Origin of the sequence: Williamwhitmania taraxaci (assembly GCF_900096565.1) — a bacterium.
GTDB lineage: Bacteria > Bacteroidota > Bacteroidia > Bacteroidales > Williamwhitmaniaceae > Williamwhitmania > Williamwhitmania taraxaci.
Genome location: NZ_FMYP01000003.1, coordinates 76520 through 101576, shown reverse-complemented (window position 1 = coordinate 101576; position 25057 = coordinate 76520). Strand labels below are relative to the sequence as shown.

At 42.3% G+C, this 25057-nt stretch carries 23 protein-coding genes; 8 read left to right on the top strand and 15 right to left on the bottom strand.

The window, feature by feature from the left end:
• The 6 genes from BLS65_RS01680 to recR all read right to left on the bottom strand — a co-directional run bounded on the left by BLS65_RS01680 (position 1) and on the right by recR (position 7814).
• On the bottom strand, positions 1-1290 hold the full coding sequence (locus BLS65_RS01680; protein ID WP_092434784.1) for a PD40 domain-containing protein: 1290 nt from the start codon (positions 1288-1290) through the stop codon (positions 1-3).
• 297 nt (positions 1291-1587) lie between these two features.
• Positions 1588-2865, bottom strand: a complete 1278-nt coding sequence (locus tag BLS65_RS01675; protein ID WP_092434780.1) for a dihydrolipoamide acetyltransferase family protein — start codon at positions 2863-2865, stop codon at positions 1588-1590.
• A 64-nt stretch (positions 2866-2929) separates the two neighbouring features.
• Positions 2930-4870, bottom strand: coding sequence for a glycosyltransferase family 2 protein (locus BLS65_RS01670; protein WP_092434777.1), 1941 nt, complete (start codon positions 4868-4870; stop codon positions 2930-2932).
• A gap of 70 nt (positions 4871-4940) precedes the next feature.
• Positions 4941-6146 (bottom strand): aminotransferase-like domain-containing protein, encoded by a 1206-nt coding sequence (locus tag BLS65_RS01665; RefSeq protein ID WP_092434774.1) that lies wholly within the window; start codon positions 6144-6146, stop codon positions 4941-4943.
• A 290-nt stretch (positions 6147-6436) separates the two neighbouring features.
• The gene (locus BLS65_RS01655) at positions 6437-7165 is read right to left on the bottom strand and encodes a tetratricopeptide repeat protein (RefSeq protein WP_092434768.1); all 729 of its coding nucleotides are present in this window, start codon (positions 7163-7165) and stop codon (positions 6437-6439) included.
• Between the two features lie 19 nt (positions 7166-7184).
• Positions 7185-7814, bottom strand: coding sequence for a recombination mediator RecR (gene recR, locus BLS65_RS01650; protein WP_394331445.1), 630 nt, complete (start codon positions 7812-7814; stop codon positions 7185-7187).
• 273 nt (positions 7815-8087) lie between these two features.
• Here recR and BLS65_RS01645 point away from each other — a divergent pair, with 273 nt between their 5' ends.
• Entirely contained in the window at positions 8088-9527 is a 1440-nt protein-coding gene (locus BLS65_RS01645; protein ID WP_092434820.1) for a sodium:solute symporter, read from the top strand.
• A gap of 16 nt (positions 9528-9543) precedes the next feature.
• The gene (locus BLS65_RS01640; RefSeq protein ID WP_092434765.1) at positions 9544-10413 is read left to right on the top strand and encodes a ChaN family lipoprotein; all 870 of its coding nucleotides are present in this window, start codon (positions 9544-9546) and stop codon (positions 10411-10413) included.
• A 58-nt stretch (positions 10414-10471) separates the two neighbouring features.
• Here BLS65_RS01640 and BLS65_RS01635 read toward each other — a convergent pair whose 3' ends face one another.
• Both BLS65_RS01635 and alaS read right to left on the bottom strand, forming a co-directional pair.
• Complete coding sequence (locus BLS65_RS01635) at positions 10472-10966, bottom strand: RDD family protein (protein ID WP_092434762.1); 495 nt, start codon at positions 10964-10966, stop codon at positions 10472-10474.
• 99 nt (positions 10967-11065) lie between these two features.
• Complete coding sequence (gene alaS / locus BLS65_RS01630) at positions 11066-13684, bottom strand: alanine--tRNA ligase (RefSeq protein WP_092434759.1); 2619 nt, start codon at positions 13682-13684, stop codon at positions 11066-11068.
• 145 nt (positions 13685-13829) lie between these two features.
• Between alaS and BLS65_RS01625 the strand changes: the two genes are divergently transcribed.
• Genes BLS65_RS01625 through BLS65_RS01605 form a run of 5 tightly spaced genes read left to right on the top strand, consistent with a single transcriptional unit; the run spans position 13830 to position 18025 of the window.
• Complete coding sequence (locus BLS65_RS01625) at positions 13830-14801, top strand: M23 family metallopeptidase (protein ID WP_092434756.1); 972 nt, start codon at positions 13830-13832, stop codon at positions 14799-14801.
• Between the two features lie 13 nt (positions 14802-14814).
• A complete protein-coding gene (locus tag BLS65_RS01620) occupies positions 14815-15786 on the top strand; it encodes a M23 family metallopeptidase (protein WP_092434752.1) in 972 nt (323 codons plus the stop codon).
• 7 nt (positions 15787-15793) lie between these two features.
• A complete protein-coding gene (locus tag BLS65_RS01615; RefSeq protein WP_092434749.1) occupies positions 15794-16129 on the top strand; it encodes a MerR family transcriptional regulator in 336 nt (111 codons plus the stop codon).
• 10 nt (positions 16130-16139) lie between these two features.
• Positions 16140-17243 (top strand): Nif3-like dinuclear metal center hexameric protein, encoded by a 1104-nt coding sequence (locus BLS65_RS01610; RefSeq protein ID WP_092434818.1) that lies wholly within the window; start codon positions 16140-16142, stop codon positions 17241-17243.
• A 5-nt stretch (positions 17244-17248) separates the two neighbouring features.
• Positions 17249-18025, top strand: coding sequence for a zinc ribbon domain-containing protein (locus BLS65_RS01605; protein WP_092434745.1), 777 nt, complete (start codon positions 17249-17251; stop codon positions 18023-18025).
• A 32-nt stretch (positions 18026-18057) separates the two neighbouring features.
• Here BLS65_RS01605 and BLS65_RS01600 read toward each other — a convergent pair whose 3' ends face one another.
• Genes BLS65_RS01600 through BLS65_RS01590 form a run of 3 tightly spaced genes read right to left on the bottom strand, consistent with a single transcriptional unit; the run spans position 18058 to position 19877 of the window.
• Positions 18058-18837: a TPM domain-containing protein gene (locus tag BLS65_RS01600; protein WP_092434815.1), complete on the bottom strand. Its 780-nt coding sequence runs from the start codon at positions 18835-18837 to the stop codon at positions 18058-18060.
• A gap of 11 nt (positions 18838-18848) precedes the next feature.
• Positions 18849-19283 carry a TPM domain-containing protein gene (locus BLS65_RS01595; protein ID WP_092434742.1) on the bottom strand — a complete coding sequence of 145 codons (435 nt, stop codon included), beginning with the start codon at positions 19281-19283 and terminating at the stop codon, positions 18849-18851.
• Positions 19284-19286: 3 nt separating this feature from the next.
• Positions 19287-19877 carry a LemA family protein gene (locus BLS65_RS01590; RefSeq protein ID WP_092434739.1) on the bottom strand — a complete coding sequence of 197 codons (591 nt, stop codon included), beginning with the start codon at positions 19875-19877 and terminating at the stop codon, positions 19287-19289.
• Between the two features lie 260 nt (positions 19878-20137).
• Between BLS65_RS01590 and BLS65_RS01585 the strand changes: the two genes are divergently transcribed.
• Positions 20138-22150: a urocanate hydratase gene (locus BLS65_RS01585; protein ID WP_092434736.1), complete on the top strand. Its 2013-nt coding sequence runs from the start codon at positions 20138-20140 to the stop codon at positions 22148-22150.
• Between the two features lie 462 nt (positions 22151-22612).
• Here BLS65_RS01585 and BLS65_RS01575 read toward each other — a convergent pair whose 3' ends face one another.
• The 4 genes from BLS65_RS01575 to porV all read right to left on the bottom strand — a co-directional run bounded on the left by BLS65_RS01575 (position 22613) and on the right by porV (position 25045).
• Positions 22613-22939: a thioredoxin family protein gene (locus tag BLS65_RS01575; protein ID WP_170829964.1), complete on the bottom strand. Its 327-nt coding sequence runs from the start codon at positions 22937-22939 to the stop codon at positions 22613-22615.
• 5 nt (positions 22940-22944) lie between these two features.
• Positions 22945-23304, bottom strand: coding sequence for a CoA-binding protein (locus BLS65_RS01570; protein ID WP_092434728.1), 360 nt, complete (start codon positions 23302-23304; stop codon positions 22945-22947).
• Between the two features lie 87 nt (positions 23305-23391).
• On the bottom strand, positions 23392-23868 hold the full coding sequence (gene ispF, locus BLS65_RS01565) for a 2-C-methyl-D-erythritol 2,4-cyclodiphosphate synthase (RefSeq protein WP_092434725.1): 477 nt from the start codon (positions 23866-23868) through the stop codon (positions 23392-23394).
• Position 23869: 1 nt separating this feature from the next.
• On the bottom strand, positions 23870-25045 hold the full coding sequence (porV, locus tag BLS65_RS01560; RefSeq protein WP_092434722.1) for a type IX secretion system outer membrane channel protein PorV: 1176 nt from the start codon (positions 25043-25045) through the stop codon (positions 23870-23872).
• Between the last annotated feature and the right edge of the window lie 12 nt (positions 25046-25057).

Genomic DNA, 25057 nt, shown 5'->3' with positions numbered 1-25057 from the left:
CTAAGGATGTGTTGTAGCAATGGTTTGGATGTCATAATCACCAAATCCATTGATGTCGGGTCGGGCAATAATGAAGCGATTACCATTGTCCATAACGCAGAAATAAGTGTCGTCGTCGGTAGTATTGATACCGAACCCTAGATTTTGAACAGGACCAAAACTGGTTGTACTCATCGGAGCCGAGAAAATGTCGATCCCTCCATAACTTGGATGTCCGTTGGAGGAGAAGAAAAAGGTTTGGCCATCCTCTGACAGCACTGGCGAGTCTTCATCGAACGTGGTATTGATTCCTGGTCCAAGATTGATTGCCTCACCCCACTCATTGTTTACGCCTAGGTATGATTTGTATAGATCATAACCGCCATATCCGCCCTCTCGATTGCTGCTGAAATATAATGTTTTGCCGTCTTTTGAGAGGCAAGCCGACATCTCCATTGCATTGCTGTTGATATTTTTGTTGAGCCGCACCATCGAATTCCATCTCTTTGCAATGGTGTCGTAGCTGCTCATGAAGATGTTGAAATCATCCAACTCGCTGCGTGTAAAAAGGAGAATGTTTCCATCGAACGAGAGAGAACTGGTAAAGACAGAGCCTTCTGCATTGACCTCTGCTGTGACGTTTTTTGCCGGTATCCATTGGTCTTTTGCTCCAATTCGGCTTATGAAAATCGCACTGTAAAATCGCTGCATTGAGGTGTATGCAAGTACTTTGCCTGTTCCCGAAACAGTGGGTCTTACTTCTGGAAATGAGGTATTAATGTTGTTTCCCAAATTGGTCGCTTCTCGCTTGATTTTGTTTGCGGAGGGTGATTGCGCCATGTCTATTGAAACTAAATGATTGGCTACAATCATCTGCTCTCTTTTCTCATCGGGTTTTAGAAGTCTTTGGTATTCTTCGTAAGCTACTTTTGCTTTTTGAAGATTGCCGGTAATTCTATAGGCATTGCCTAGAAAAAGAAATGCCTGTCGAGGAGCTCCTGTTTCTGTAAAGTAGCCTTCTCTGTATGATGGGTTTATTGATGTAACTGCCTTCTCGAGATATAGAATTGCCTTTTCCTTCTCCCCAGGTGTGTTTAAGTAGCACTGCCCTATTCTGAAGTTAATGTTAGGATTATTTTTCCCCGCCTTGTAGAGTTCTTTGTACAAGGGAAGCGCATCCCTATATTCCTCGTATAGTACATAGTACTCCGCATCTACAAATACACGCTTGTAGTATGATTCTTTCTGGGAAAACCCGAGGGATATATTAATGAAAAATAGGATACAAATTGAAACAGTCGATCGCCCCACCTTCTTGATATTTTGATTTAATGCATCGCTTAAATGTTTCCTTACGAGAACAAAAATGGGAAAAAGATTTATCTAATGAAAATATATATTCAATTATTACAATACAATGGGCGGAGATCTATTCCTCTTTTTTTATACATCCTCAATGATTGGAGGGTGTACAGCTGTTCTCCTCGAAGATTAATTATTTTATTTTAGTTCGAAGTAACAATCGTAGTAAGCCGTTGATCCTGTTTGTTTTTGATTATGGCTACAAAAAAATTCGACCGACAAGGTTATTTTTGTCGGTCGATTATCTTAGTAAGTTCGGTTGGTGTCGAACTGTTCGAGCAGTGTTTTAATTCGTCGCAGAAACATTCCTCCTAGTGCACCATCCACCACGCGGTGGTCGTAGGCAAGCGAAAGTATGGCGATGGATCGTATTCCTATGGTGTCGCCCAACTCCGATTCAATCACAACGGGTGTTTTTTTGATAGCACCGATGGCTAAAATGGCCACTTGCGGCTGATTAATTATGGGTGTTCCTGCTAGTGTGTCAAACGCTCCAAGGTTTGTGACGGTAAAGGTACCGCCTTGAATTTCATCGAGCAGTAAGTTGTTGTTTCGGGCTCTTTCGGCAAGATCGTTTACCGCAAATGCCATACCAGTGAGGCTTAAGTGTTCTGCATTTTTTATCACGGGAACTATCAAGTTGCCACTGGGTAGCGCTGTTGCCATTCCCAAATTGATCCTTTTCTTGAGTAGAATCCGGTCACCATCAACAGAAGCATTAATCCCAGGAAATTCTTTTATCGCCTTAGCAATGGCTTCGAAAAATATGGGTGTGTAGGTGAGTTTTTGTCCTTCCTTTTTCTGGAAATCATTCTTAACACGATCTCGCCATTTAACGATTCCGGTTAAATCCACATCTATAAAACTGGTTACGTGGGGCGACGTTTGCTTTGACATTACCATGTGATCGGCAATGATCTTTCGCATACGATCCATTGGAACTACTTCTATTTCCTGTAAATTTTCTGACGACTTTGTCGGCTGTGCTGGGGTTGGCTTGTTTTGAGTTGTTTTTGTGGGAGCAATATGCCTGCTTTTTAGGAAACTGAGCATGTCCTCCTTTGTGACTCTGCCATCCACGCCGCTTCCTCTAACGGTTGCCATTTCTGCATTCGACACATTTTCTTCCTTGGCAATACTCCGAACCAATGGTGAAAGGAAAATATCGGAGCTGATAGGTTGGGTTGTACCCGCACTTTTATTCTCTGGAATAGAACTTGTTGGTGATATTACCTCTGAAGTTTTTGAATTAACTTTCGAAGCAATAGGTGTGTCCTCTTCTCCTTCTACCTCAATTATCGCAATTACTTGGCCAACTTTAGGTATTTCTCCCTCCTTAAATAATACTGACGTTAGTTTGCCAGCAGCAGGAGCGGGTATTTCAGAATCGACTTTGTCTGTAGCTATTTCAACAATAGGTGTATCCTCTTCTACATTTTGGCCAAGGGCTACTAACCATTTTGTAATAGTTGCATCTATTATTCCTTCACCCATGGCAGGGAGGATTACCTCAATATTTCTCATTGTGCTGGCTTTCTTTTTTCTACCTAATAAAGAATAACTAGGAGGTTTTGTTCAATGTTAACCCTTAAAAGTTTCCTTTAATAAGGTTAGGAAAACTCTTTAGGATAATTAAGATGTCTCCCGCAGCAGTATAGTTTTTTGCATACATTAAATTTGTTGTGTGTGCATTTTCAGTATTAATAGATAGGGCATTGCTAGGTGATATAATCCCATGTTTTAGGTTAGGGAGTAGTTTTAGTTGAGGGTCGTTGTGGAGGTAACCCACTACTGTTTCTTTTCCAATAAGTAATTTTAGAATACGAAATAAGAAAGTTTTAGGCTTTTTGTTTACTGGAAGCCAAAGAGGAATGGTTGATAAAAAGAAAAGTCCGAAACTAAAGTCAATAATTCTTTTTAGCCTTCGGTTTGTTGTAGATGCTAGCGTTTCTTGCCCAATAGTGTAAAGATCACCTGCAGTTTCAATTGAGTTGCTGCCAATAAGGGACAACCCTTTTGTGGGTGCAATTTTGAAATCGCAATTGAGCGATGATAGCTGCAGCATCAATGTTATAATATCGGTAGTAGATAAGTCGTTGGCGGAAAAAATTACTTCATCAATCTTTTGTACCCTTATTTTCTCCTTAAGTATTAGTAGTTGTTGATCGAAGTTATAATTGATTTGGGTTGGGTTAAACTGACTTACTTCACCTTGTGCTCCTGATAGTTCCAGCAGTTTGTTAATCCTATCCGTTTCATTTGTATCGGCAACGATTATTTTTTTGATTTTTTTTGGTTTAAGCGGAATGAATCCTTTTCCAAGGATTTTTCCGGCAACAATCCTCATGGTTGGGATCAACAAGAGTATGATTGTGGCGCTTGACGCAATAATTGCTCTTGAAAATCGAAATTTCTCGGGTAAAAAATTGTAGAATAGGAGTATGGTAATCGCCGCGATTACGACTCCTTTCCATACCTTGTTCAGCCGAAGAGGTCGGTCATACCCTCCACTAAGAAATATGGATAGCAGAAAAATAATAATAATCCCGGCAAGGAATGGGTTGGTGAGGTTTGTGGGAAATGGAACACCCTTCATGTTAGAACCCCAGACGTGTGTAATGGTTAAATAACCTATGGACGCCGTTAGGCTGTCGAGCAATGGCAGGATGATTTTGGTAAGTCCTCTCTTTATTAGAGAAATTAGTGCTCGGAGGTAAATCGCAAAGCGAATTGCTGAGGTATAAAGTTGGGCATCTCCGGAGGAGAAATGTTTTTGCGCAAACAAGATCATCGCCTTGTAGAATACCATTACGTAGTTTATGCTCCCTTTTTTTGTGCTTTCCCCTTTGTAATGAATTATGGATGTTTCCGCGAAGTAGTAGTTTTTATACCCAGCCTTCAATATTCGGTAGGAAAGGTCGATATCTTCGCCATACATAAAGAAATCTTCGTCGAGTAAACCTGCTATGTTGAGCGTTTTCATGCGCATAAACATAAAGGCTCCAGCCAGAATCTCCACCTCATTTGTTTTGTCGGCAGGAAGATGCCCCATGTAGTATTTGGCAAATCGAGCCGATCTTGGCCTTAATTTTATGATGCCGGAGATTTTGTAGAATGCTACTGCAGGTGTGGGAAGTCCTCGCTTCGACTCGGGCAGGTAGTTCCCCTTGCCATCAATCATTTTTACGCCCATTGCCCCCGCATCCGGATGGCTATCCATGAAATCAATGCACTTCGAAAATGTTTGTTCCTGAACCAGCGTATCGGGGTTCAACAGTAGTATATACTCTCCTTTCGAAAGCTGTATTGCTTGGTTGTTGGCAACTGCAAAGCCAGTATTTTGCTTATTTTCGATAAGGTTTACCCAAGGGTGTTTTTCCCGAACCATTTCGCAGGATCCGTCACCAGATAAGTTATCAACTACAAATACTTCTGCATCAAGACCTGCCGTTGCTGCTTGAACAGTTTGTAGGCACTGGTCGAGGAAGTGTTTAACGTTATAGCTGACAATGATAATGGAAAGCTTCATGCCGTAAATGTAAAAAAAAACTACCCAACCTAATCGGTCGGGTAGTTTCCTTTATCGTTGTGTTGAATTATTACATAAGTTTTTTAACCGCATTGGCTAATCGACGGACGCCTTCCTTGTTCTGCTCCTCGCTCATGTAGGAGAAGTTCATACGAAGGGTGTTTCTTCCACTACCATCGCAATGGAATACGCTTCCAAGAACAAACGCAACATTCTCTTTAATGGCAATCTCAAAAAGTTTTTCAGCATCCATATGGCTCGGAAGTGTGATAAACAGGAATAGTCCTCCCTCTGGTTTGGTCCAGCTCACTCCCTCGGGCATATACTCGCTCAGTGCCGAAAGCATGGCATCGCGCTTTTTGCGGTAAATGGAGATGATGTTACCAAGATTCTGATCAAAGTAGCCCTTCTCAAGGTAGTTGGCGGAAATCTTTTGTAGGAAAGGTGGTGTGCAGAGGTCTGTTGCCTGCTTCGCCATAACGATCTTGTCTATAATCGCTTCGTTGGCAATTACCCAACCAATACGGAACCCTGGAACAAATATCTTTGAGAACGTTCCTAGCAATATGACATTATTGGCATTATCGAGTTCGAAGATGGTTTTTTGAGGCGCACCTTCGAAGCGGATTTCGCGGTATGGGCTGTCTTCTAATATTAATACATCATATTTTTGACAGAGAACAATGATCTCTTTTCTACGCCATTCGGGCATCGTAATGCCGGCTGGATTTTGGAAATCGGGGATGATGTAAACAAACTTTGGCTTTTCGCCATTCTGCTTCATCTCTTCCAATTTTTGACCGAGCAAGTCGCTGCGCATACCATGCTCGTCTAAACTGATGCCTACCATTTGTGCACCATAATTATGGAACGATTGCAAAGCGCCAAGGTAGGAGGGAAGCCCGCAAATGATTTTGTCACCTCGATTTATAAATATCTTTGGAACTAAATCGAGACCTTGTTGGGATGATGTTAGTATAATTAGGTTGTCAATACTAATATTAAGGCCTTGGTTCTTGTATCTCTCAACCAATATTTTGCGAAGTTTTCCGTCTCCTTCGGTTGCTCCATACTGAAGTGCTTGTGCTCCCTCGTTATCATAAACTTCAGCAGTAATCTCTTTTAGCTGCTCTATTGGGAATGTTTCTGGAGCAGGAAGCCCACCTGCAAAAGAAAGGATGTCAGGTCGTTGTGTAAGTTTCAGCAATTCTCTAATTGCAGATTTCTTCATTTCCTTACCACTGTCCGACCAAATCTTGTTTAAATCGCTTATCATGATTGTTCTTTTTATGATGGTTTGCTTTCGAATTGTCAAAGAAAATCACTATTTGACTTCCATAATTGATAGTTATTACGGTTCGAAGTTGCAAATTGTTATTTTTATTACCAAATATTTTACTTTTATTTCATTTTTAGTGAAAGTGTTTCAAAACATATTCGCGTTTGGGTGTCGGTTTTTGTAGTAATCTGCTGGCTTATAAATTGGAATAGATGTCTTTAGTAATACCTAAATGAAAAAAGCATTACCTTGGAGGCAATGCTTTTAAATGTATTGGAATGGGTTCGTTACTTAACCTGTTTTGTGCAATAAGTAATGATCATCTTGCACGCATTTGTATTGTTTAGGCGGCAGGAGTGATGAAAATCTAGGCAAGCTTCCGGTTTAATATCTTGTTTGTAGTAGCACATACCTCTATTGTAGAGTGCAATGGTGTTTGATGGATCTATTTCAAGGGCTTGGTCGAAACTGGTTATTGCCTCTTTATACTTCTCTTGCTTATAGTAGAGAATTCCGATATTGCTATAGGCACCACCGTTGCTAGGGTTTATCGCAAGAAGTTTGTTAAAGTCGGCAAGGGCTCCTTCATAATCTTCCCTTTTAACTTTCAGGGAACCTCGGTTGAGTATTATTTGTTCCTCGAATGTTTTATTGTTTTGCTCGGCAGCCTTATCTAGAAAGGAGATGGCATTGTCAAGTTCGTTTTTCTTAATGCTGATGATTGCTTGCGCCAGCAAAAAACCTGCATAGTTAGGGTTTCCGACTAACGCGCTGGAAAGCAAACTTTGAGCCTCCTTTATGTTGTCGGAAAAGAGGTTGCTCGCAATTAGTCCGTAGGTGGCATCTAAATCGCCTGGTTTCGATTTTAGTGCAATTTTAAAGTCCTCGATGGCTCCCTTAAAATCTTTTTTATCGATTTTTTCAAAACCGGTTTTTAGCGCCGATTCGTAGTCTTGCCCATAGGATGTTCCTACCAGGCTAGAAAGTAGAAGGAATATAAAAAAAACGTTTTTCATGTTCAAATCATTTCTGGGACTATAGCGTATTTGTCCCTGCGTCAAAAAGTATCCTGTTTTTTATGGAGCGGCTCAGGGTAACCTCATCGGTGTACTCCAACTCGTCTCCAAAGCCAATTCCTCGGGCAATAGTTGTAACCGTTACCGAGTGGTTTCTAATTTTTCTAAAGATATAAAAATTAGTTGTTTCTCCTTCCATCGTAGTGCTAAGTGCTAAAATTATCTCTTTTACGGTTCCGCTCGCAATTTTGTTGACCAATGAATCAATCTTTAAATCGGATGGGCCTACGCCTTCCATCGGCGAGATAATACCTCCAAGGACATGGTATACTCCGCTGAAACTCCCTGTGTTTTCTATGCTCATGACATCACGTACTGATTCTACTACGCACACCAAACTATGATCGCGGCGCGGCGATGCGCAAATGCTACAGGTCTCTGAATCGGAAATATTGTGGCACAAGGAGCAGTATTGGGTTTGGGTGCGCATTTCAATTACTGAGCGGCCAAACCGTTCTACATCTTCCTGCGGTTGCTTAAGAAGGTGGAGTGCTAATCGCAAAGCGGTTTTTTTTCCAACACCAGGGAGTTTTGATAATTCCTCTACAGCATTTTCAAGATGTTTGGATGGAAAGTTGATGAGATTCACATGAAAAGGTATTAGTATATTGCTGAAATTACGGTTGCTTACTATTCTTTTTTTTGCTTCTTCCGACGATGATACATCACCCGCTATGTCTCATCCCGTTGTTTTACCGCTGCAAATTTATCAATAATGGTTGAATAATCGGGTAAGAAAAGGTATTCGAATTTCCTGAGGTGTTCTTTGATCATCGGTATAATGAATACTCATGAGGTTTGTTTTAAATCCAAGTTGGGTGTTTTGGGTAAATATGTTTTCTTTGTTAAAAAAAGTATTTCTATGTCGCCTCTGTTGGTTAGCTTTATTATAGTTTTTTATTTTGTTGTTCTTGTCGGAATCTCCTACCTAACCACTCGAAAGGTCGATAGTAAGAGTTTTTTTGGTGGGACGCGAAAATCTCCTTGGTATATTATCGCCATTGGGATGATCGGAACTTCCATTTCCGGGGTTACCTTCATTTCGGTGCCTGGGGCTGTTTACACTGAACAGTTCTCCTATTTGCAAATGGTTTTGGGTTTTCTCGTTGGTTATTTGGTGGTTGCCAATGTGCTGCTGCCGCTCTACTATCGATTAAATCTCACTTCAATATACTCCTACCTCGAATCAAGATTTGGTTTTTTTTCCTATAAAACGGGTGCGCTCTTCTTCCTGCTTAGTCGATCGATAGGTTCTGCATTTCGATTGTATATTGTGGCAATCGTCCTTCAAACAGTCATTTTCGATAAGGTTGGTGTTCCTTTCTGGGTTTCTGTTTCAGTAACAATTGGACTGATCTATCTCTACACTTATAAGGGCGGGGTTAAGACTATTATTTGGACCGATCTGGTTCAAACTTTTGCAATGCTCACCGCAGTTGTGCTATGTTTAGTGTTGGTGTCAAACGCCATGGGTTTCTCCTTTGGACAAATGGTAGATGCAGTCCACAACAGCAAGTATTCTAGAGTTTGGTTCTTCGACGATCCCATGAGTAAACTCTACTTCTGGAAACAATTTCTAGCAGGAGTTTTTATTCCTATTGTCATGACAGGACTTGATCAGGATCAAATGCAAAAGAATCTTAGCTGTAGGAGTTTGTCCGATGCCAAAAAAAACATGTATTGGTACAGCTTAATGTTTGTTCCAATCAATCTCATATTTATGTCGATGGGCGTGCTCTTGGTTCTTTATGCCCAAAGGATAGGACTCGATATCCCGGCTAAAACCGATAAACTATTCCCGCTCATTGCCACCGGGGGGTATCTGCACGCGACTCTTGGGGTAACCTTTGTAGTAGGGGTAATTGCTGCGGCATACTCCAGTGCCGATTCTGCGCTAACAGCCCTAACTACATCTTTTACTGTCGATATTTTAGGAGCCGGCAAGTATGACGAAACTAGACTGAAGCGCATTCGGACAATGGTTCACCTCGGGATGTCGCTCCTACTCATTGCCATAATTCTGCTCTTTAAGGCCATTAACAATGAGGCGGTGATAAAGGCAATTTACACCGTTGCGGGTTATACCTATGGACCTCTGTTGGGCCTATACGCATTTGGGGTGTTGACCAAACGAAGGGTGAGGGACTACCTCGTTCCCGTGGCGGCGGTGCTTGCGCCCATACTCTGTTTTGGTGCTACATACTTGTTTGCTATCGGATTCGAATTGTTGATATACAATGGTGTCGTTACTTTTGTCTTGATTTGGTTAACAGGGATTGGTCTTAAAGTATCTAACAAGTAAATTAAAACGTGTCCTTATGAAGAAAATGGTTGCTTCGCTTATTCTTTCATTATTGGCGATTGTTATTCAGGCACAGGAGGTTGTGCCCTATAGAATATTTAACTCCAAGGCTAGTATTGTGTCTTTCGAAATACTGGCCGAACAGGCCAATAATTCTGATGTAGTGTTTTTTGGTGAACTCCATAACAGCGCAATTGCTCATTGGCTGGAATTGGAACTTGCCGTATCTATGCAGAAGCGCTTTAGTAGTAATTTGGTTCTTGGTGCTGAAATGTTTGAGGCCGACAACCAACTTTTGCTAGATGAACTACTCGAGAAACGAATACCTATCCAGAAGTTTGAAGCGGACGGACGGTTTTGGCCCAACTATAAAACCGATTATAAGCCGCTCGTGGAATTTGCGCTGGCGAATAAATTGCGTTTTGTGGCTACCAATATACCTAGACGGTATGCCGCAGCCGTAGGTAAGGATGGATTGTTTATTCTGAACTCGTTCTCGGCTGATGCAAAAAGGTATTTTGCCCCTCTTCCCATTCTTTACGATACCAGTTTGTCCTGCTACAAGTCGATGCAAAGCATGGCGATGGCTTCCGGTGGTCATGGACCTGCGTATATAGTGGATGCCCAAGCGGCAAAAGACGCCACAATGGCTCATTTTATTATGCTAAACTTTCCTAAAGAGGGCGCTTTTTTGCATTTCAATGGAAGCTATCATTCCGATAATCATGAAGGAATTGTGGATTTAGTTCACCGGAAAATGCCCAAGTTGAAAATTCTTGTTATTACTACAGTGGAGCAAGATCAGCTGGAAACGTTGGATGATGAAAATGAAGGACACGCCGATTTTACGATTGTTGTCAATAGTCGAATAACAAAAACCTATTAAGCGCGGATTTATCAATCAAAAAGCGAAACGCCGAAGATTGCTTCGGCGTTTTTTATGGTTAGTTGTCTTTTTTTATGACGAGGCAGTCAGCAATGATGTCGTGCAAGGCTTGCTTTTTTACCGTAAACCCAGCCATGATATAGCCGATGTAAATTGTCATGTTCGAAATGATTTTTCCAAAATAGCGACCGGTAGCCCGAGTAAACGTAATCTTGTTTCCCTCTATATCGGTAACCTTTATTCCCAAGGCCATTTTCCCAAGCGTACCTTGTTGTTTCGACGACTCCATTATGGCGTAGTAAAGCCATCCAACAATTAACGATACGGCAAACAGTAGCGCGACAAAGCCCATTACAACGCTAATAATGGCAATTGCCTTTGACGCGTCGCCTTGCTCCTTTGAGGCCGTAATAATTCCTGTCACCATGCCGAAAATTAGTGGCAAAGTAAATATTACAATAACTGTCTGTAGCAATAGTTGGTCAATTATATTCGCTACAAATCGAAGCCAGAATCCTGCATATTTTGGTTCTGTTTTTTCAATAAGTTCCATGCTTATTTGTTTTAGGTTCAGGTCCCAATTTACAACCTTTTTAGAAATAATGAAAGCGCTGAAACAAATCAGCGCCTTCGTGTTTTTTAAGATATAAATTTATTGTGTAATCAGGCTAGTTGCCTTGGCTATTGCTGCTTGGATACCGTCAATGTTTTTTCCGCCGGCAGAAGCAAAGAAGGGTTGGCCACCGCCACCACCTTGTATTTCCTTAGCTGCCTCTCTAACTATGGTTGACGCATTCAGCCCTTTTTCTTTCATCACAGAGTCGCTGAGCATGATGGTGAGCGATGGCTTTCCACCTGCAATACTTCCTGCCACAAACGCGAGGTTGACGATTTCTCCCTTTAGCTGGTAGGCAAGATCCTTGATTGAATCGGGGCTAAGATCGAATGTTTCGGCAATGAGCGTAACACCGTTTAATACCTTCGCTTTCGCTTTCAACGCCTCCTTTATTATAGATAGTTTCTCCTTCATCAACCCTTCTAGTTCTTTGGTAAGTCGCTTGTTTTCTTCAAGCATCTTCTGAATTCCATGGGCAATAGGACCGTTGTTGTTGAGTAGGGTTTTCGCTTCCTTTATTTCGTTGAGGGATTCGTTGATGAATTGCTCTGCTCTATCGGCAGTTATGGCCTCTATACGTCGAACACCTGCAGAGATTGCTCCCTCCGAAGTGATCTTAAAGAATCCGATCTTGCCAGAGGCAGAAACGTGTGTTCCTCCACATAATTCAACAGATGTGCCAAATTGGATAACACGAACACTATCTCCATACTTTTCACCAAACAGAGCCATTGCTCCAAGTTTCTGAGCTTCGGCAATCGGAGTGTTTCTTCTTTCTACGAGTGCATGGTTTTCCCTGATTTTTCTGTTTACAATCGCTTCTATTTTTGCAATATCCTCCTCACTTAGTTTTTGGAAATGGGCAAAGTCGAAGCGAATATTTTCGGGGTTAACCAACGATCCTTTTTGCTCTACATGTGTTCCAAGTGTTTCTCTTAGTGCTTCATGGAGCAAGTGGGTTGCTGAGTGGTTGTTGGCAGTAAGCTGTCTCTGGTGAGTGTTTATGGCAGCGTGAAAACTGACTGATGGATTTTTTGGTAATGTTTCAGTAATGTGTACAATAAGGTTGTTTTCCTTCTGAGTGTCAATAATTACAATGCGTTCTCCATCTGCTTCAATGTATCCTGAATCGCCCACTTGTCCACCCGATTCAGCATAAAATGGAGTTCGGTCAAACACCAGTTGATAAAGTGTCTTGTTTTTTGCCTTCACGGTACGGTAACGGCAAATATTTACCTCCGATTCGATATTGTCGTATCCGACAAACTCAACGGTGGTAAGTGGTTTAACCTCCACCCAGTCGTCGGTTTCGGTAACTGCAGCAGCCCGACTTCTTTCCTTTTGAACTTCCATGGCTTTGTTAAAACCATCACGATCAACGCTCATGCCTTTTTCGCGAAGAATTAGCTCAGTAAGATCGAGCGGAAATCCAAAGGTGTCGTAAAGTTCGAATGCACTGCTACCACTAATCTCTAACTTTCCATCTTTACGAGCCACTTCTATGTGCTGGTCAAGAAGCCTTATGCCCGTGTCTAGTGTTCGAAGGAAAGATGATTCTTCCTCTGCAATAACCTTTTCAACCAATTGCTGCTGCTTTTTTAGGTCGGGGTAAGCATCACCCATTTGGTCAACCAGCGTTTGAACCAACTTGTAGAGCGAGGGTTCTGTGAAGCCTAAGAAGGTGAATCCGTAACGTACTGCTCGGCGTAGAATACGCCGAATAACGTAACCTGCTTTAACGTTTGAGGGTAGTTGTCCATCGGCAATGGCGAAGGATATGGCTCTTAGGTGATCGGCAATAACGCGCATGGCAATGTCCGCTTTGGCATCGCTACCATATACCTTTCCCGAGAGGGATGCTATTTTTTGAATGATTGGTTGGAAAACGTCAGTGTCGTAGTTGCTTTGTTTTCCTTGAACTGCCATGCACAGACGTTCGAAGCCCATTCCTGTGTCCACATGTTTTGCGGGCAGTGGTTCAAGGGCACCGTTGGCTTTTCTGTTGAACTGTATAAATACTAAGTTCCAGACCTCAATTACGAGTGGATCGCTTGTGTTTACAAGCGTTTCTCCTGGAATTAGAGCTCTGAGTTCATCGGACCGAAGGTCTATATGCAGTTCGCTGCATGGTCCACAAGGACCTGAATCGCCCATTTCCCAGAAGTTATCTTTTTTGTTTCCCCAGATAATTCTGTTTTCGGGAAGATACTGCTTCCACAACGCGAGCGCTTCGCTATCGGGATCAATTCCCTCTTCTGCATTTCCTTCAAAAACCGTTGCGTAGAGTCTTTCCTTTGGAAGTTTTAGTTCTTCCACCAAAAATTCCCAAGCCCAGTTGATAGCCTCTTTCTTGAAATAGTTGCCGAACGACCAGTTGCCGAGCATTTCGAACATAGTATGGTGATAGGTGTCGTGGCCTACTTCCTCTAGGTCGTTGTGCTTCCCCGACACACGCAAACACTTCTGTGAATTGGCTACTCGTGAGTATTTTGGGGCTGAAATATTCAGAAAAATATCCTTAAACTGGTTCATCCCTGCATTGGTAAACATCAGGGTAGGGTCGTTCTTCACAACCATAGGAGCGGAAGGCACAACTTCGTGTTGTTTGCTTCGGAAAAACTCCAAAAAGGCAGTTCGAACCTGTTTTGAATTCATAAAATGTTATATTTAAGTGATTTGTTTGAGGCTACTTTATACTTTAATCGCAATATTTTGACGAAAATAGGTTGTAAAATTAATTTATTTCGTTTAGTTTTGGAACCTAAACACAACTTTCTTTCAATAATACGGTATTAACTGCATGCCAAAACATCACTACAAGTTCAATCCGATTACACTCAACTTCGATATCGTTGCGATGCCTTTCAAACGGAAGGTGTTGCGAGCAGTGGGTTATATGGTTGCCGGCTTTGTAATTGCTACCGCTTTTAGTTTTGCTTTTACCTATTTTTTCGATACGCCAAAAACGCTTGCATTAAAGCGGGAGCGTGCCGATTTGCTCGTAAAGTATGACTTGTTGGAAAATCGCTTATCTGATGCAAGCCAAGTATTAACGGATATGCAGCAGCGCGATAATAATATTTACCGAAGCATTTTCGAGGAGGACACCATCCCTTCTTCCATACGGGAAGCTGGATTTGGTGGAGCCGAACGCTATGAGGCTTTCTCTGGAATAAAAAATGGTGCAGTGGCTGTGCATGCATCAATGTTTCTTGACAAAATTACTAGGCAGGCATATATTCAGAGTAAATCTTTTGATGACGTTATTATACTTGCCAAGCAAAAGGAACAACTATCTGCCCGAATGCCGGCAATTCAGCCGGTTTCGCTACGAGACAACATGCGCTTAACCGATTTCTTTGGATTTAGACGAGATCCGTTTAATCGCTCAGTTAAGTTTCACGAGGGGATTGATATTTCTGCACCCATTGGATCGGAAGTCTATTCTTCTGGCGATGGTGTAGTGGAATTAGTGGTATCCTCGAATCACGGTTATGGAAATAATGTTATTGTTAACCATGGTTTTGGTTATAAAACTCGCTACGCGCATTTGAAGGCCACGAAGGTTGTTGTAGGACAGCGTGTTAAACGCGGCGAAATAGTCGGTCTCCTTGGCAACACAGGACGGAGTACCGGGCCACACTTACACTATGAAGTTATGTATCACAATAAACCTGTAAACCCCATCAACTATTTTGGGAATTTAGATCAGGCCGATTTTGATAAGATTATTGACCGGGCTGCGCTGCTTTCCGGTGTTAGCCAAGACTAATTGCTACTAGGTGATGCAAAAAAGTAAATATCATTTTAATCCTGAATCACTCAGCTTTGATGCCGTTCGGTTGAGTTTGCGTACCAAGTTGGTGAGGGGATTGACTTATTTTTTTGCCAGTGGGGTTATTGCGGTAGTATACTACATTGGCTATTCGTTTTTCTTCGACACACCTGTTGAACGCGGTCTTAAGCGCGAAAATGCACTGCTTTCGCTTCAGTTCGAAATGCTCTCGGGTAAGTTCGATCAAATAGAAAAGGTTATTGTTGATTTAGAACAGCGCGATGAGAATATTTACCGAACTATTTTTGAAGCCGATCCAATCCCTTCGAGTATTCGAAACGCCGGAATGGGTGGCGTTTCTCGTTATGACGAACTAGAGTCGCTGACGAATCCGAAAATTGTAAAGGCATCATTTAAGAAGTTAGAAAACCTCTCAAAACGAGTTTACATACAGAGTGTTTCCTATGATGAATTGGTGAAATTGGCCAAGACTAAGGAGGAAATGCTGATGAGCGTACCAGCTATTCAGCCTGTAAGAAATAAGGATCTTAAACACGTGGCGTCTCCCTTTGGCATTCGTATTCACCCATTCTATAAGGTGTTGAAAATGCATACTGGAATGGATTTTACGGCCCCATCAGGAACTGAGGTGTTTGCTACTGGGAATGGCCAAATTATTAAGGTAGAGCAAGGGCAGCGAGGTTATGGTAACGTTGTAATGGTCGACCATGGCTTTGGATTCAAAACCTTGTATGCACATCTTAGTAGTATCTCCGTTCGAACGGGCCAACGTGTAAAGCGTGGCGATGTAGTGGGGAGGGTAGGCAACTCTGGTATGTCCATGGCGCCGCACCTTCACTATGAGGTATTAAAGAATGATACACCTATCAATCCTATAAATTTTTATTTCAACGACCTTACCCCTGAAGAGTACGATCGTCTTATTGAGTTAGCTGCAAATAGTGGACAATCATTAGATTAGAGTTTCTATGCCATACAAAGAGAAGAAAGTCGAGAAACTTTACTACGCCATAGGGGAAGTTGCCGAGATGTTTGATGTAAACACCTCGCTCATTAGGTTCTGGGAGAAAAGTTTTGATATTATTAAACCGAAAAAGAATAAGAAGGGCAACCGTCTATTCACAAAGGAAGATATCCAGAACTTTCACCTTATTTACTATTTGGTGAAAGAACAAGGTATGACTTTAGCCGGTGCACAGAAACGGATTAAGGAGAACAAAGAGGGGACCGTAAATACGTTTGATATTGTTCAAACACTGACGGGAATCAGAGAAATGCTCATTGAGGTCAAAGAGTCGCTGTAATCCGATGACAATGCAACGCCTACTCGTATCCGAAATCACTACATGTATTGAAACCTTTGCACCGCTACAACTCCAGGAGTCTTACGATAATTCAGGCCTTCAGGTAGGGCTTTCGTCTTCCTCCGTTGCAGCGGCCATTCTTTCCTTAGATATTACCGAGGAGGTGATTGACGAGGCTATAGCAAAGGGAATTGACATGGTCATTGCTCATCACCCTTTGATTTTTTCTGGAATTAAAAGCCTGACAGGAGCAACGGAAGTGGAACGTATTGTGGTTAAGGCTATTAAAAATAATTTATGCATCTATTCTTGCCATACAAATCTTGACATTACCGCCAACGGCGTTAGTTTTATGATGGGGCAGAAGATGGGTCTAACGAATCTTAAGGTATTGGATCCACTGTCGAACCGTCTACAAAAGATTGTGGTTTTTGTTCCTGAAGCACATGCTCAAGACGTTCGTCAGGCCATGTTTGATGCTGGAGCGGGCAATATCGGAAACTATAGTTCGTGTAGTTTTAGCCATACAGGAACAGGCAGCTTTAAGGCTGAAGCGGGTGCAACCCCTTTTGTTGGGCAGGTTGATGTATTGCACTCCGAACCGGAAGTTCGTATAGAGGTTGTTTGCCCTAGCTACTGCACGGGAACGGTTCTGCGGCGAATGGTTGAGGTTCATCCGTATGAAGAAGTGGCATATGATGTCATTCCTTTGGCAAATACAATTGGGAATCTTGGACTTGGAGCTGTTGGCGATTTTGAAGAGCCAATTTCCATCGATGATTTTCTGGCCGTGGTAAAGAATACTTATCGTGTTCCTTGCATTCGATATACCAATGCCGTATCAAAAACAATCAGCCGAGTGGCTGTTTGTGGTGGGAGTGGATACTCTCTTCTTGAGAAGGCAATATCTTCTGGAGCCCAAGCATTTATTACCGGAGATGTAAAATATCATAATTTTTTTGATGCCAAAGGCAAACTTATGCTGATGGATATTGGACATTTCGAGAGCGAATATTCTTCTTTGGAGATAATTTCTAGCTTATTAAAGAAAAATTTCCCTAATTTTGCCGTTTACATAGCAGAAACAAATTCAAACCCGATAAATTATTTGTAGGCCGTATGGTGACAGACAAAGGTAAGGTTGCTGAGTCCAACGAGTTGTCGGTATCCGACAAACTCAAAGCATTATATGATCTTCAGATCATCGATTCCACAATTGATAGGATAAAACTTCTTCGCGGCGAATTGCCTCTGGAGGTTCAAGATTTGGAAGACGAGATTGAAGGCTTAGAGACCAGAGTTAAAAACTTGGAGCAAGAAGTTGCTACCCTCGATGCCTCCGTTTCAAAGAAAACGCTCGATATTTCTGAGTCAAAGGCTCTTGTTAAGAAGTATGAGGAACAGCAAAAAAATGTTAAGAATAATCGTGAATTCGATTCGTTGAACAAGGAGATTGAATTCCAGACCCTCGAAATTGAGTTGAGCGAAAAGAGAATTAAGGAGTTTTCCGCTCAAAGCAAGGACAAGAAAAGTCTCATTGAGGAATCATCCGCTCTTTTGACTGAGCGTAAAGCCGATTTGGCTAATAAGCAGATGGAACTTAACGAGATTGTTTCGGAAACCAAGAAAGAGGAAGATTCACTTTATGCGAAATCCGAAGCCTGTCAACGGCTTATCGAAGTAAGGTTGCTTTCGGCTTACAAGCGATTGAGGATTAACGCTCGTAATGGTCTTGCTGTAGTAACTGTAAAGCGTGATGCTTGTGGGGGCTGCTTCAATAAGATTCCGCCTCAACGTCAACTCGACATTCGCCTTGGCAAAAAGGTAATCGTTTGCGAGTATTGTGGTAGAATTTTAGTTGATGATACTGTCGCAGAAGATCAAATTATTGGATAAATGAAAAGGGCTCAAAAATGAGCCCTTTTTTATTACCAACTTCCGCCGGCGCCACCGCCGCCGAAGCTTCCGCCACCACCGCCGGAAAATCCACCGCCGCCAAAGCTTCCACCTCCAGAGCTGAAGTTGCCAAAACTGCTCCCTGCGGCACCAGCCATCAACCAAAATGGTAGACTGCTGCCAGTAGATGAGTATGTTTTTCCTCCACCTCCTCTACGTGAGGCTAGAAATAGCATTAGTGCTAGCAAGCCAAAGAAAAGAATCCCGCCGAATACTCCGCCTTCTTTTCCTTTCTTATCACCTTTGTAAGTGCCGCTCGAAAGTTTTATAATGGTTGTTGTTGCCGCATCAAGTCCTGAATAGAACTGGTTTGATCTGAATGCCGGAAGTATCTGCTTTTCGATAATTCTTCGCGACATGGCATCGGTAACCTTCTCTTCCATTCCATAACCTGTGGCAATAAATACTTCTCCTTTGCCTTCGTTATTTGTTGGCTTTATGAGCAGTAGGATGCCGTTGTTCTTACCTTTTTGCCCTATCTTCCATTGTTCTCCCATCATGGCAGCATAGGCAGCCTTGTCTTGGCCGTCGAAACTGTTAACGGTAACAATATAGATTTGGGTGGAGGTTGTATCGGCGTAGTTCCGAAGTTTCTGCTCCAATTGTGCTTGTTCTTGCTGGGATAGTAAACTTGTAAAGTCGTTCACCAACCGTGGGGGCGACATCGGACTCGGGATCGTTTGGGCGAAGGAAATAGAACCAACACCCAATACCATCAAAAGTAGGAGACCTATTTTTTTTAAAGAACTCATTACCATCGTTTTTATTTAAATGAAATCTCGTTGGGTAGTTCGTTTACATCGTCACTTTGGTATGGGAAGTGTGCCTTCAATTGTTCTCCCGCTTTTAAAATGCCATTTACCAACCCATCAGCAATGTTCCCACTGCTGAAATCCTGAACTACATCGGCTTTAATCTCGTTCCAGAAATCAGATCCAGTTTTGGCATTTATACCAGCATCACCAAGTATTGCAAATTTACGGTTTTCCACCGCTAGGTAGAAAAGGACTCCATTCCGCTCCGCTGTTTTGTGCATGTTTAGTTTTGCGAATACCTGCGACGCTCTATCCAGTACTTCTAGGTTGCACTTCTTTTCCAGATGTACCCGAATTTCTCCGGAAGTACTCATTTCTGCCTGAGCAATTGCCTCTACTATTCGACGTTGCTCCTCTGCAGTAAAAAAAGTTTTAGCGCTCATACCCTAAAATTGAACTTTTGGTGCCTCTTCTGCTTTTGCATCAGCCTCGAAGTATGCCTTGGCCTCGAACCCAAAACTCTTTGCAAAAATAAGTGTTGGGAAACTCTTGATGTTGCTGTTGTAGATCTTTACAGCCTCGTTGAAGTTACGCCTCTCTACAGCAATCCTGTTTTCGGTTCCTTCCAGCTGCGATTGTAGCTCAAGAAAGTTCTGATTTGCCTTTAGGTCTGGGTATTTTTCAACCGTAACTAGTAGTCTTGAAAGCGCTCCGCTAAGCTGACCTTGTGCTTGCTGGAATTGCTTCATCGATTCAGCATTTAAGTTTTGTGGATTTATCGAAACCTTCGTGGCGTTGGCACGTGCCTCTACTACAGCGGTAAGGGTGCTTTTTTCAAATTCGGCATAACCCTTAACTGTGTTTACGAGGTTGGGGATAAGATCTACCCTACGTTGATACTGGCTTTCAACATTTGCCCAAGCGGTGGTTACTGTTTCGCCCTGCACTACCATGCTGTTGTAGCTACCCTTTATCCACATAAATAGAATTATCACCACAATCGCGATAACTCCCAGAATGATCCATGATTTTTTCATTAGTAAGTGATTTTAGTTATAATTTTCAGTGTAGTTTAAATGTATGGGTTGTGAAGATGCCTTCCTCCAGAATATCAATCCCATCTGTGACATGCTTTTCTTGTTTTTATAAACATGGGAGAAAGAAAATTTGTTTCGACTAAGGTATCAAAAACTATGCAAATATTTTCTACAGCATGTCCGATCAATTTTCGGGTTGTCCTTAAGGCAAATATTTTAACTTTGCTACTCTATAATACTAAATTTAAATCGATTTCGATATGACCAGAGACGAGTTTCAACGGCTCATTTTGCAAGGAATTCCAAACGAACTACCCAATCCAAAGCCCTATGAGCCTGAGATTAATCATGCGCCCAAGCGCAAGCATATTCTAACTCAGGACGAGAAGAAATTGGCACTAAAGAATGCACTTCGCTATTTTGCCAAAAAGCACCATGCCATTTTGGCGCCTGAATTTGCAAGTGAACTGGAAGAGTATGGCCGCATCTATATGTATAGGTTTCGTCCCGATTATTCTATTTATGCTCGCCCCATATCCGATTATCCCCATAAATCGCTTCAAGCAGCATCAATTATGTTAATGTTGAGCAATAATCTCGATTATGCAGTAGCTCAACACCCTCACGAACTTATAACCTATGGTGGGAATGGAGCTGTATTCCAAAACTGGGCTCAGTATCTGCTTACCATGAAGTATTTGTCGGAAATGACCGATGAGCAGACGCTTGCTCTATACTCCGGCCATCCAATGGGGCTGTTCCCTTCTCATAAGGATGCTCCTCGCGTTGTGGTTACTAATGGAATGGTTATCCCCAACTATTCCGCCAAGGATGATTGGGAAAAGTTTAATGCCTTGGGCGTTTCCCAATATGGGCAAATGACTGCTGGCTCTTTTATGTATATTGGGCCACAGGGAATTGTGCATGGAACCACAATTACCGTGTTAAATGCTGCTCGTAAGCGCCTGAAGCCTGGTGAAAATGATATCAGTGGTAAACTTTTCGTCTCCTCCGGATTAGGAGGGATGTCCGGCGCTCAGCCAAAGGCTTCGGTTATTGCTGGAGTTGTTGGAGTTGTGGCCGAGATCAATCCCAAGGCGGTCCATACGCGGCATTCCCAAGGTTGGGTGGATGAGGTTTACACTAGCCTCGACGAACTTATTCCACGTATTAAGCGAGCTGTTGCGGCGAAAGAAGCAATATCCTTGGCCTTTCAAGGTAATGTGGTTGACCTATGGGAGCGCTTGGCTTTGGATCGTGTTTCGGTAGACTTAGGTACGGATCAAACTTCGCTCCATAATCCTTGGGCTGGTGGTTACTATCCTGCTGGACAGAGTCTTGAAGAGTCAAATCGAATGATGGCAGAGCAGCCAGACCTGTTTAAGAAGAAGGTGGAGGAGACCCTTGTAAGGCATGTTGCGGCCGTGAATAAACTGGTGGGTAATGGAATGTATTTCTTCGATTACGGCAACGCATTTCTCCTCGAGGCTAGTCGTGCCGGTGCTGATATTCTCAACGATAAGGGAAACTTTAGATACCCTTCGTACGTTCAGGATATTATGGGGCCAATGTTCTTCGATTATGGGTTTGGACCATTCCGATGGGTCTGCGCTACAGGTAATCCAGCGGACTTGGAAACTACCGATAGGATTGCCTATGATGTGTTGGCTCAAATCGCTAAAACGGCGCCAAGTGAGATTCAATTGCAACTTGCCGATAATATGCATTGGATTAAGGAAGCTGGCAAAAATAAAATGGTAGTTGGATCGCAAGCGCGCATCCTATATGCCGATTCGGAAGGCCGGATAAAAATTGCCGAGGCATTCAACAAGGCGATTGCAAACGGTGAAATATCTGGACCCGTTGTGCTTGGTCGCGATCACCACGATGTATCGGGTACCGATTCTCCATACCGTGAAACATCCAATATCTATGACGGGTCAAGCTTTACTGCCGATATGGCAGTGCAGAATGTCATTGGTGATTCATTTCGAGGTGCCACATGGGTTTCCATACACAATGGTGGTGGAGTTGGTTGGGGCGAAGTGATTAATGGCGGCTTTGGAATGACCCTCGATGGATCTGCCGATTGCGATAGACGGCTAAAACTTATGTTGCTGTGGGATGTTAATAATGGCATTGCTCGTCGAAGCTGGGCTCGTAATGAACCTGCGATTTTTGCCATTAAACGCGAAATGGAGCGGACACCACTACTTAAAGTTACCTTGCCTTCAATTGCTGATGACGAATTGATTGATAAGTTCTTTAATTAATTATAATTGCCCTGCCGAGTAACTTCTGCAGGGCAATTGCGTTTTAATATTGTTGTTTATTTCTTTTTTTAACCATCTACCCATTATGAAAAACTATGCGGCTTTTTTGATTCTGCTCCTTTCAATTTCGATCGTTGGTTGTGAGAAGATAAGCACTGCTGATGATGGTTCTTTGTATGGCTCATGGAAGGTGAGACTAGATGTTCCCCCTTATACCACATATTTGGTTAACATTGAGAGAGAATATGCTGGTATCGATACCACTGTTTTTGTGTTCAACAACTTTCAGAATCGAGATGATATGGTTTTTTGTAAACTCAATGATAGTACTTTAACCATATGGAATTCGAGTGAAGTCACAGGAACGGGAGTGTATCATAAAAGTGAACGGAAGATAAATTGGGCATATACCTCTTTTTCAAATAGTACTAGTACACCTATTTATGCTACTTATACCAAGAACTAACCAATGAAATAGAGGTTGTAGATTCGTTCAAGTGGTATTCTTATCTCGTCAATAGAGAATCGTCCCGATTTGCGAATTTGTTCCTTCCCGTCGAAGTAAATAATTACGGTTGGTGCTGAATATACAGCCATTGGTGCCGCAAGTTCGGGATGTTGAGGTAGGGCGATGTGGTAAGCGTTAAGCAATGGAAATTCCTTGGCCATGCTCTCAATCTTAGGCAATAAGGCGCCGCATGCACCACAATCGTCTGTGGTAAGATATACCAGACATGCCTCTTGCCGCGTAAAGAATTCGATGTCTACCTTTGTCTGTATCTTTTCCACGTGATTTAAAACGATTTGTTATGAAGCATCACTAACGTGCAGCCTAGCACAACGTCAATGTTATGTTCCCTAGCAATTTTGAAAAACTCTCCGTTTTCGGTTCCCGGATTGAAAATAATCCGTTGAGGCTTAAGATTTAGAATATAATCGTAGTAATCCTTTTGTCTTTCGGGATTGATGTAAAGCGATACGGTATGAATATCTGTCTCCTCTGGCTTACCAACTTTGATGGTTACACCAAACGCTTCGCCTTCTTTTGCGCCAACAGCCACAAAATCAATCTTGTTTTCGGTTAAACTTTTCATGGCAAGGTAAGAGAACCGCTCTTTTTTTGTGCTTGCCCCAAGAACGAGTGTCCGTTTCATCTAATTTGCCTGGTTTTCATCTCACAAAGGAGTTGCGTATACAATTCACCACAAAGTTACCGAATTATTGGACGCTAACCAACATGACTAATGGGAAAGAAGCACTACCGCATAAGCCGAAATCCCTTCTTCTCTACCTACAAATCCCAACTTCTCGGAGGTTGTAGCTTTGATGGAAATATTTTCGATAGCAATCTCCATTACATTTGCTAGTGTTTCTTGCATCTGTGGAATAAATCCCATTATTTTTGGCCGTTGGAGACATATTACGGTATCAATATTCCCAACAGTATAGCCTTTTTCCCTTAGGAGTTTCATTACCTCATGCAGTAAAATTTTACTATCTACGCCTTTAAACGTAGGATCTGTATCGGGAAAGTATACTCCAATGTCTCTCAATCCTGCCGCACCAAGAAGTGCATCGCAAATAGCATGTATGAGGACATCTCCATCGGAGTGAGCAACTGAACCGAGGTTGTGTGGTATTAGCACACCGCCTAACCAAAGGGGTAAACCTTCGGCTAGGCGGTGCACATCGTAACCATTTCCAATGCGTATGTTCATTCTATCTGCGATTTGAGTTTCCCGACTCCATTTGGAAGGTTAGGGTGAATCGAACGGTGTTGGCCATAGGATTGTTTCGACCCGAAGCTGGAATAAGGTAAGCAAAGTCGAGGTTAAAGTAGTTGTATTTTACACCAGCTCCAACGGAATAGTATTTCCTGTTTCCCTTCATCTCACTTTCGTGAAAGTATCCACTCCTTACTGAAAACTGATTGGCATAAGTGTATTCTGCACCAATAGAGTAGGCTATTTCTTTTACTTCTTCAGAAAAGCCATCTGGTGCATCGTAGAACGATTGAAATAGTGCCTTCGTAACTGATATGTTGTTGTTTTTTCCTTTGACAATGTTTCCGTCAATGTCGTAGATTGGAGGTGTGGGTACTAGCAACTTGTTGAAATCGAGCGCTACAGATATTTTGTTGTATTGATCTAAAAAGGCAGTGGCTCTACCTCCCAATCGGAAGTTCATTGGAATGAAATCCTTTTTCTGATCTTCATTGTAGGATAATTTCGTACCAATGTTGGAAATGTTTGCACCAAATGCCATTTCTCCTTTTTTATCGGCAATCATGATGGGCTGCTGGTAGTAGGCAGCAATGTCGGCAGCAAATGCTTGACCTGCACTCGACGCGCCTGAATTTGAATAGCCTCCAGTTAAGTCTGATCGAATATAACGAAAAGCAATAGCACCGGATATCTTCTTTCCAAAAAGCCTAGAATAACCTACATCAAAAGAAAATTCATTTGGCTTGAACTTCTTTACTGTATTGCCACTTCCGCCGGTAAATGTGATATCTCCAAAGGAGAAATATCGGAGCGAAGCGGATATTGTTTGATCCGGACGAAAGCGGTAGTAGCCGGCAAGGTAGGTGAGGTTTATGTCGTTAATCAGATTTCTAAGCCATGGGGTGTAGGTAAGACTTACTCCAACTTCACTCTCCATAAAGGCATACTTTGCTGGATTCCAAAATTGGGAGTTTACATCAGGAGTAGTTGCTGCTCCTAGATCGCCCATTGAACCTCCACGGCTGTCGGGAGCAATAGTAAGGAACGGAACGGCTGTTTGAATTGAATTTATTCCTCCGCCAAGATCTCCTTTTGAAATTGTTTGAGCGTCTAGCCCAATTGAAAGAAATACTAGTGCCAATAAGATTATAGGCTTTTTAATCATCTCCATAGGTGTGAATTA

Coding starts and splice junctions, on each gene's coding strand:
- ispF (WP_092434725.1), bottom strand. CDS start 23,868: ATGAACATACGCATTGGAAATGGTTACGATGTGCACCGCCTAGCCGAA.
- BLS65_RS01620 (WP_092434752.1), top strand. CDS start 14,815: ATGCAAAAAAGTAAATATCATTTTAATCCTGAATCACTCAGCTTTGAT.
- BLS65_RS01655 (WP_092434768.1), bottom strand. CDS start 7,165: ATGAAAAACGTTTTTTTTATATTCCTTCTACTTTCTAGCCTGGTAGGA.
- BLS65_RS01625 (WP_092434756.1), top strand. CDS start 13,830: ATGCCAAAACATCACTACAAGTTCAATCCGATTACACTCAACTTCGAT.
- BLS65_RS01615 (WP_092434749.1), top strand. CDS start 15,794: ATGCCATACAAAGAGAAGAAAGTCGAGAAACTTTACTACGCCATAGGG.
- BLS65_RS01635 (WP_092434762.1), bottom strand. CDS start 10,966: ATGGAACTTATTGAAAAAACAGAACCAAAATATGCAGGATTCTGGCTT.
- BLS65_RS01570 (WP_092434728.1), bottom strand. CDS start 23,304: ATGAAACGGACACTCGTTCTTGGGGCAAGCACAAAAAAAGAGCGGTTC.
- BLS65_RS01665 (WP_092434774.1), bottom strand. CDS start 6,146: ATGATAAGCGATTTAAACAAGATTTGGTCGGACAGTGGTAAGGAAATG.
- BLS65_RS01610 (WP_092434818.1), top strand. CDS start 16,140: ATGCAACGCCTACTCGTATCCGAAATCACTACATGTATTGAAACCTTT.
- BLS65_RS01670 (WP_092434777.1), bottom strand. CDS start 4,870: ATGAAGCTTTCCATTATCATTGTCAGCTATAACGTTAAACACTTCCTC.
- BLS65_RS01605 (WP_092434745.1), top strand. CDS start 17,249: ATGGTGACAGACAAAGGTAAGGTTGCTGAGTCCAACGAGTTGTCGGTA.
- BLS65_RS01585 (WP_092434736.1), top strand. CDS start 20,138: ATGACCAGAGACGAGTTTCAACGGCTCATTTTGCAAGGAATTCCAAAC.
- alaS (WP_092434759.1), bottom strand. CDS start 13,684: ATGAATTCAAAACAGGTTCGAACTGCCTTTTTGGAGTTTTTCCGAAGC.
- BLS65_RS01590 (WP_092434739.1), bottom strand. CDS start 19,877: ATGAAAAAATCATGGATCATTCTGGGAGTTATCGCGATTGTGGTGATA.
- BLS65_RS01645 (WP_092434820.1), top strand. CDS start 8,088: ATGTCGCCTCTGTTGGTTAGCTTTATTATAGTTTTTTATTTTGTTGTT.
- BLS65_RS01640 (WP_092434765.1), top strand. CDS start 9,544: ATGAAGAAAATGGTTGCTTCGCTTATTCTTTCATTATTGGCGATTGTT.
- BLS65_RS01600 (WP_092434815.1), bottom strand. CDS start 18,837: ATGAGTTCTTTAAAAAAAATAGGTCTCCTACTTTTGATGGTATTGGGT.
- porV (WP_092434722.1), bottom strand. CDS start 25,045: ATGGAGATGATTAAAAAGCCTATAATCTTATTGGCACTAGTATTTCTT.
- BLS65_RS01595 (WP_092434742.1), bottom strand. CDS start 19,283: ATGAGCGCTAAAACTTTTTTTACTGCAGAGGAGCAACGTCGAATAGTA.
- BLS65_RS01675 (WP_092434780.1), bottom strand. CDS start 2,865: ATGAGAAATATTGAGGTAATCCTCCCTGCCATGGGTGAAGGAATAATA.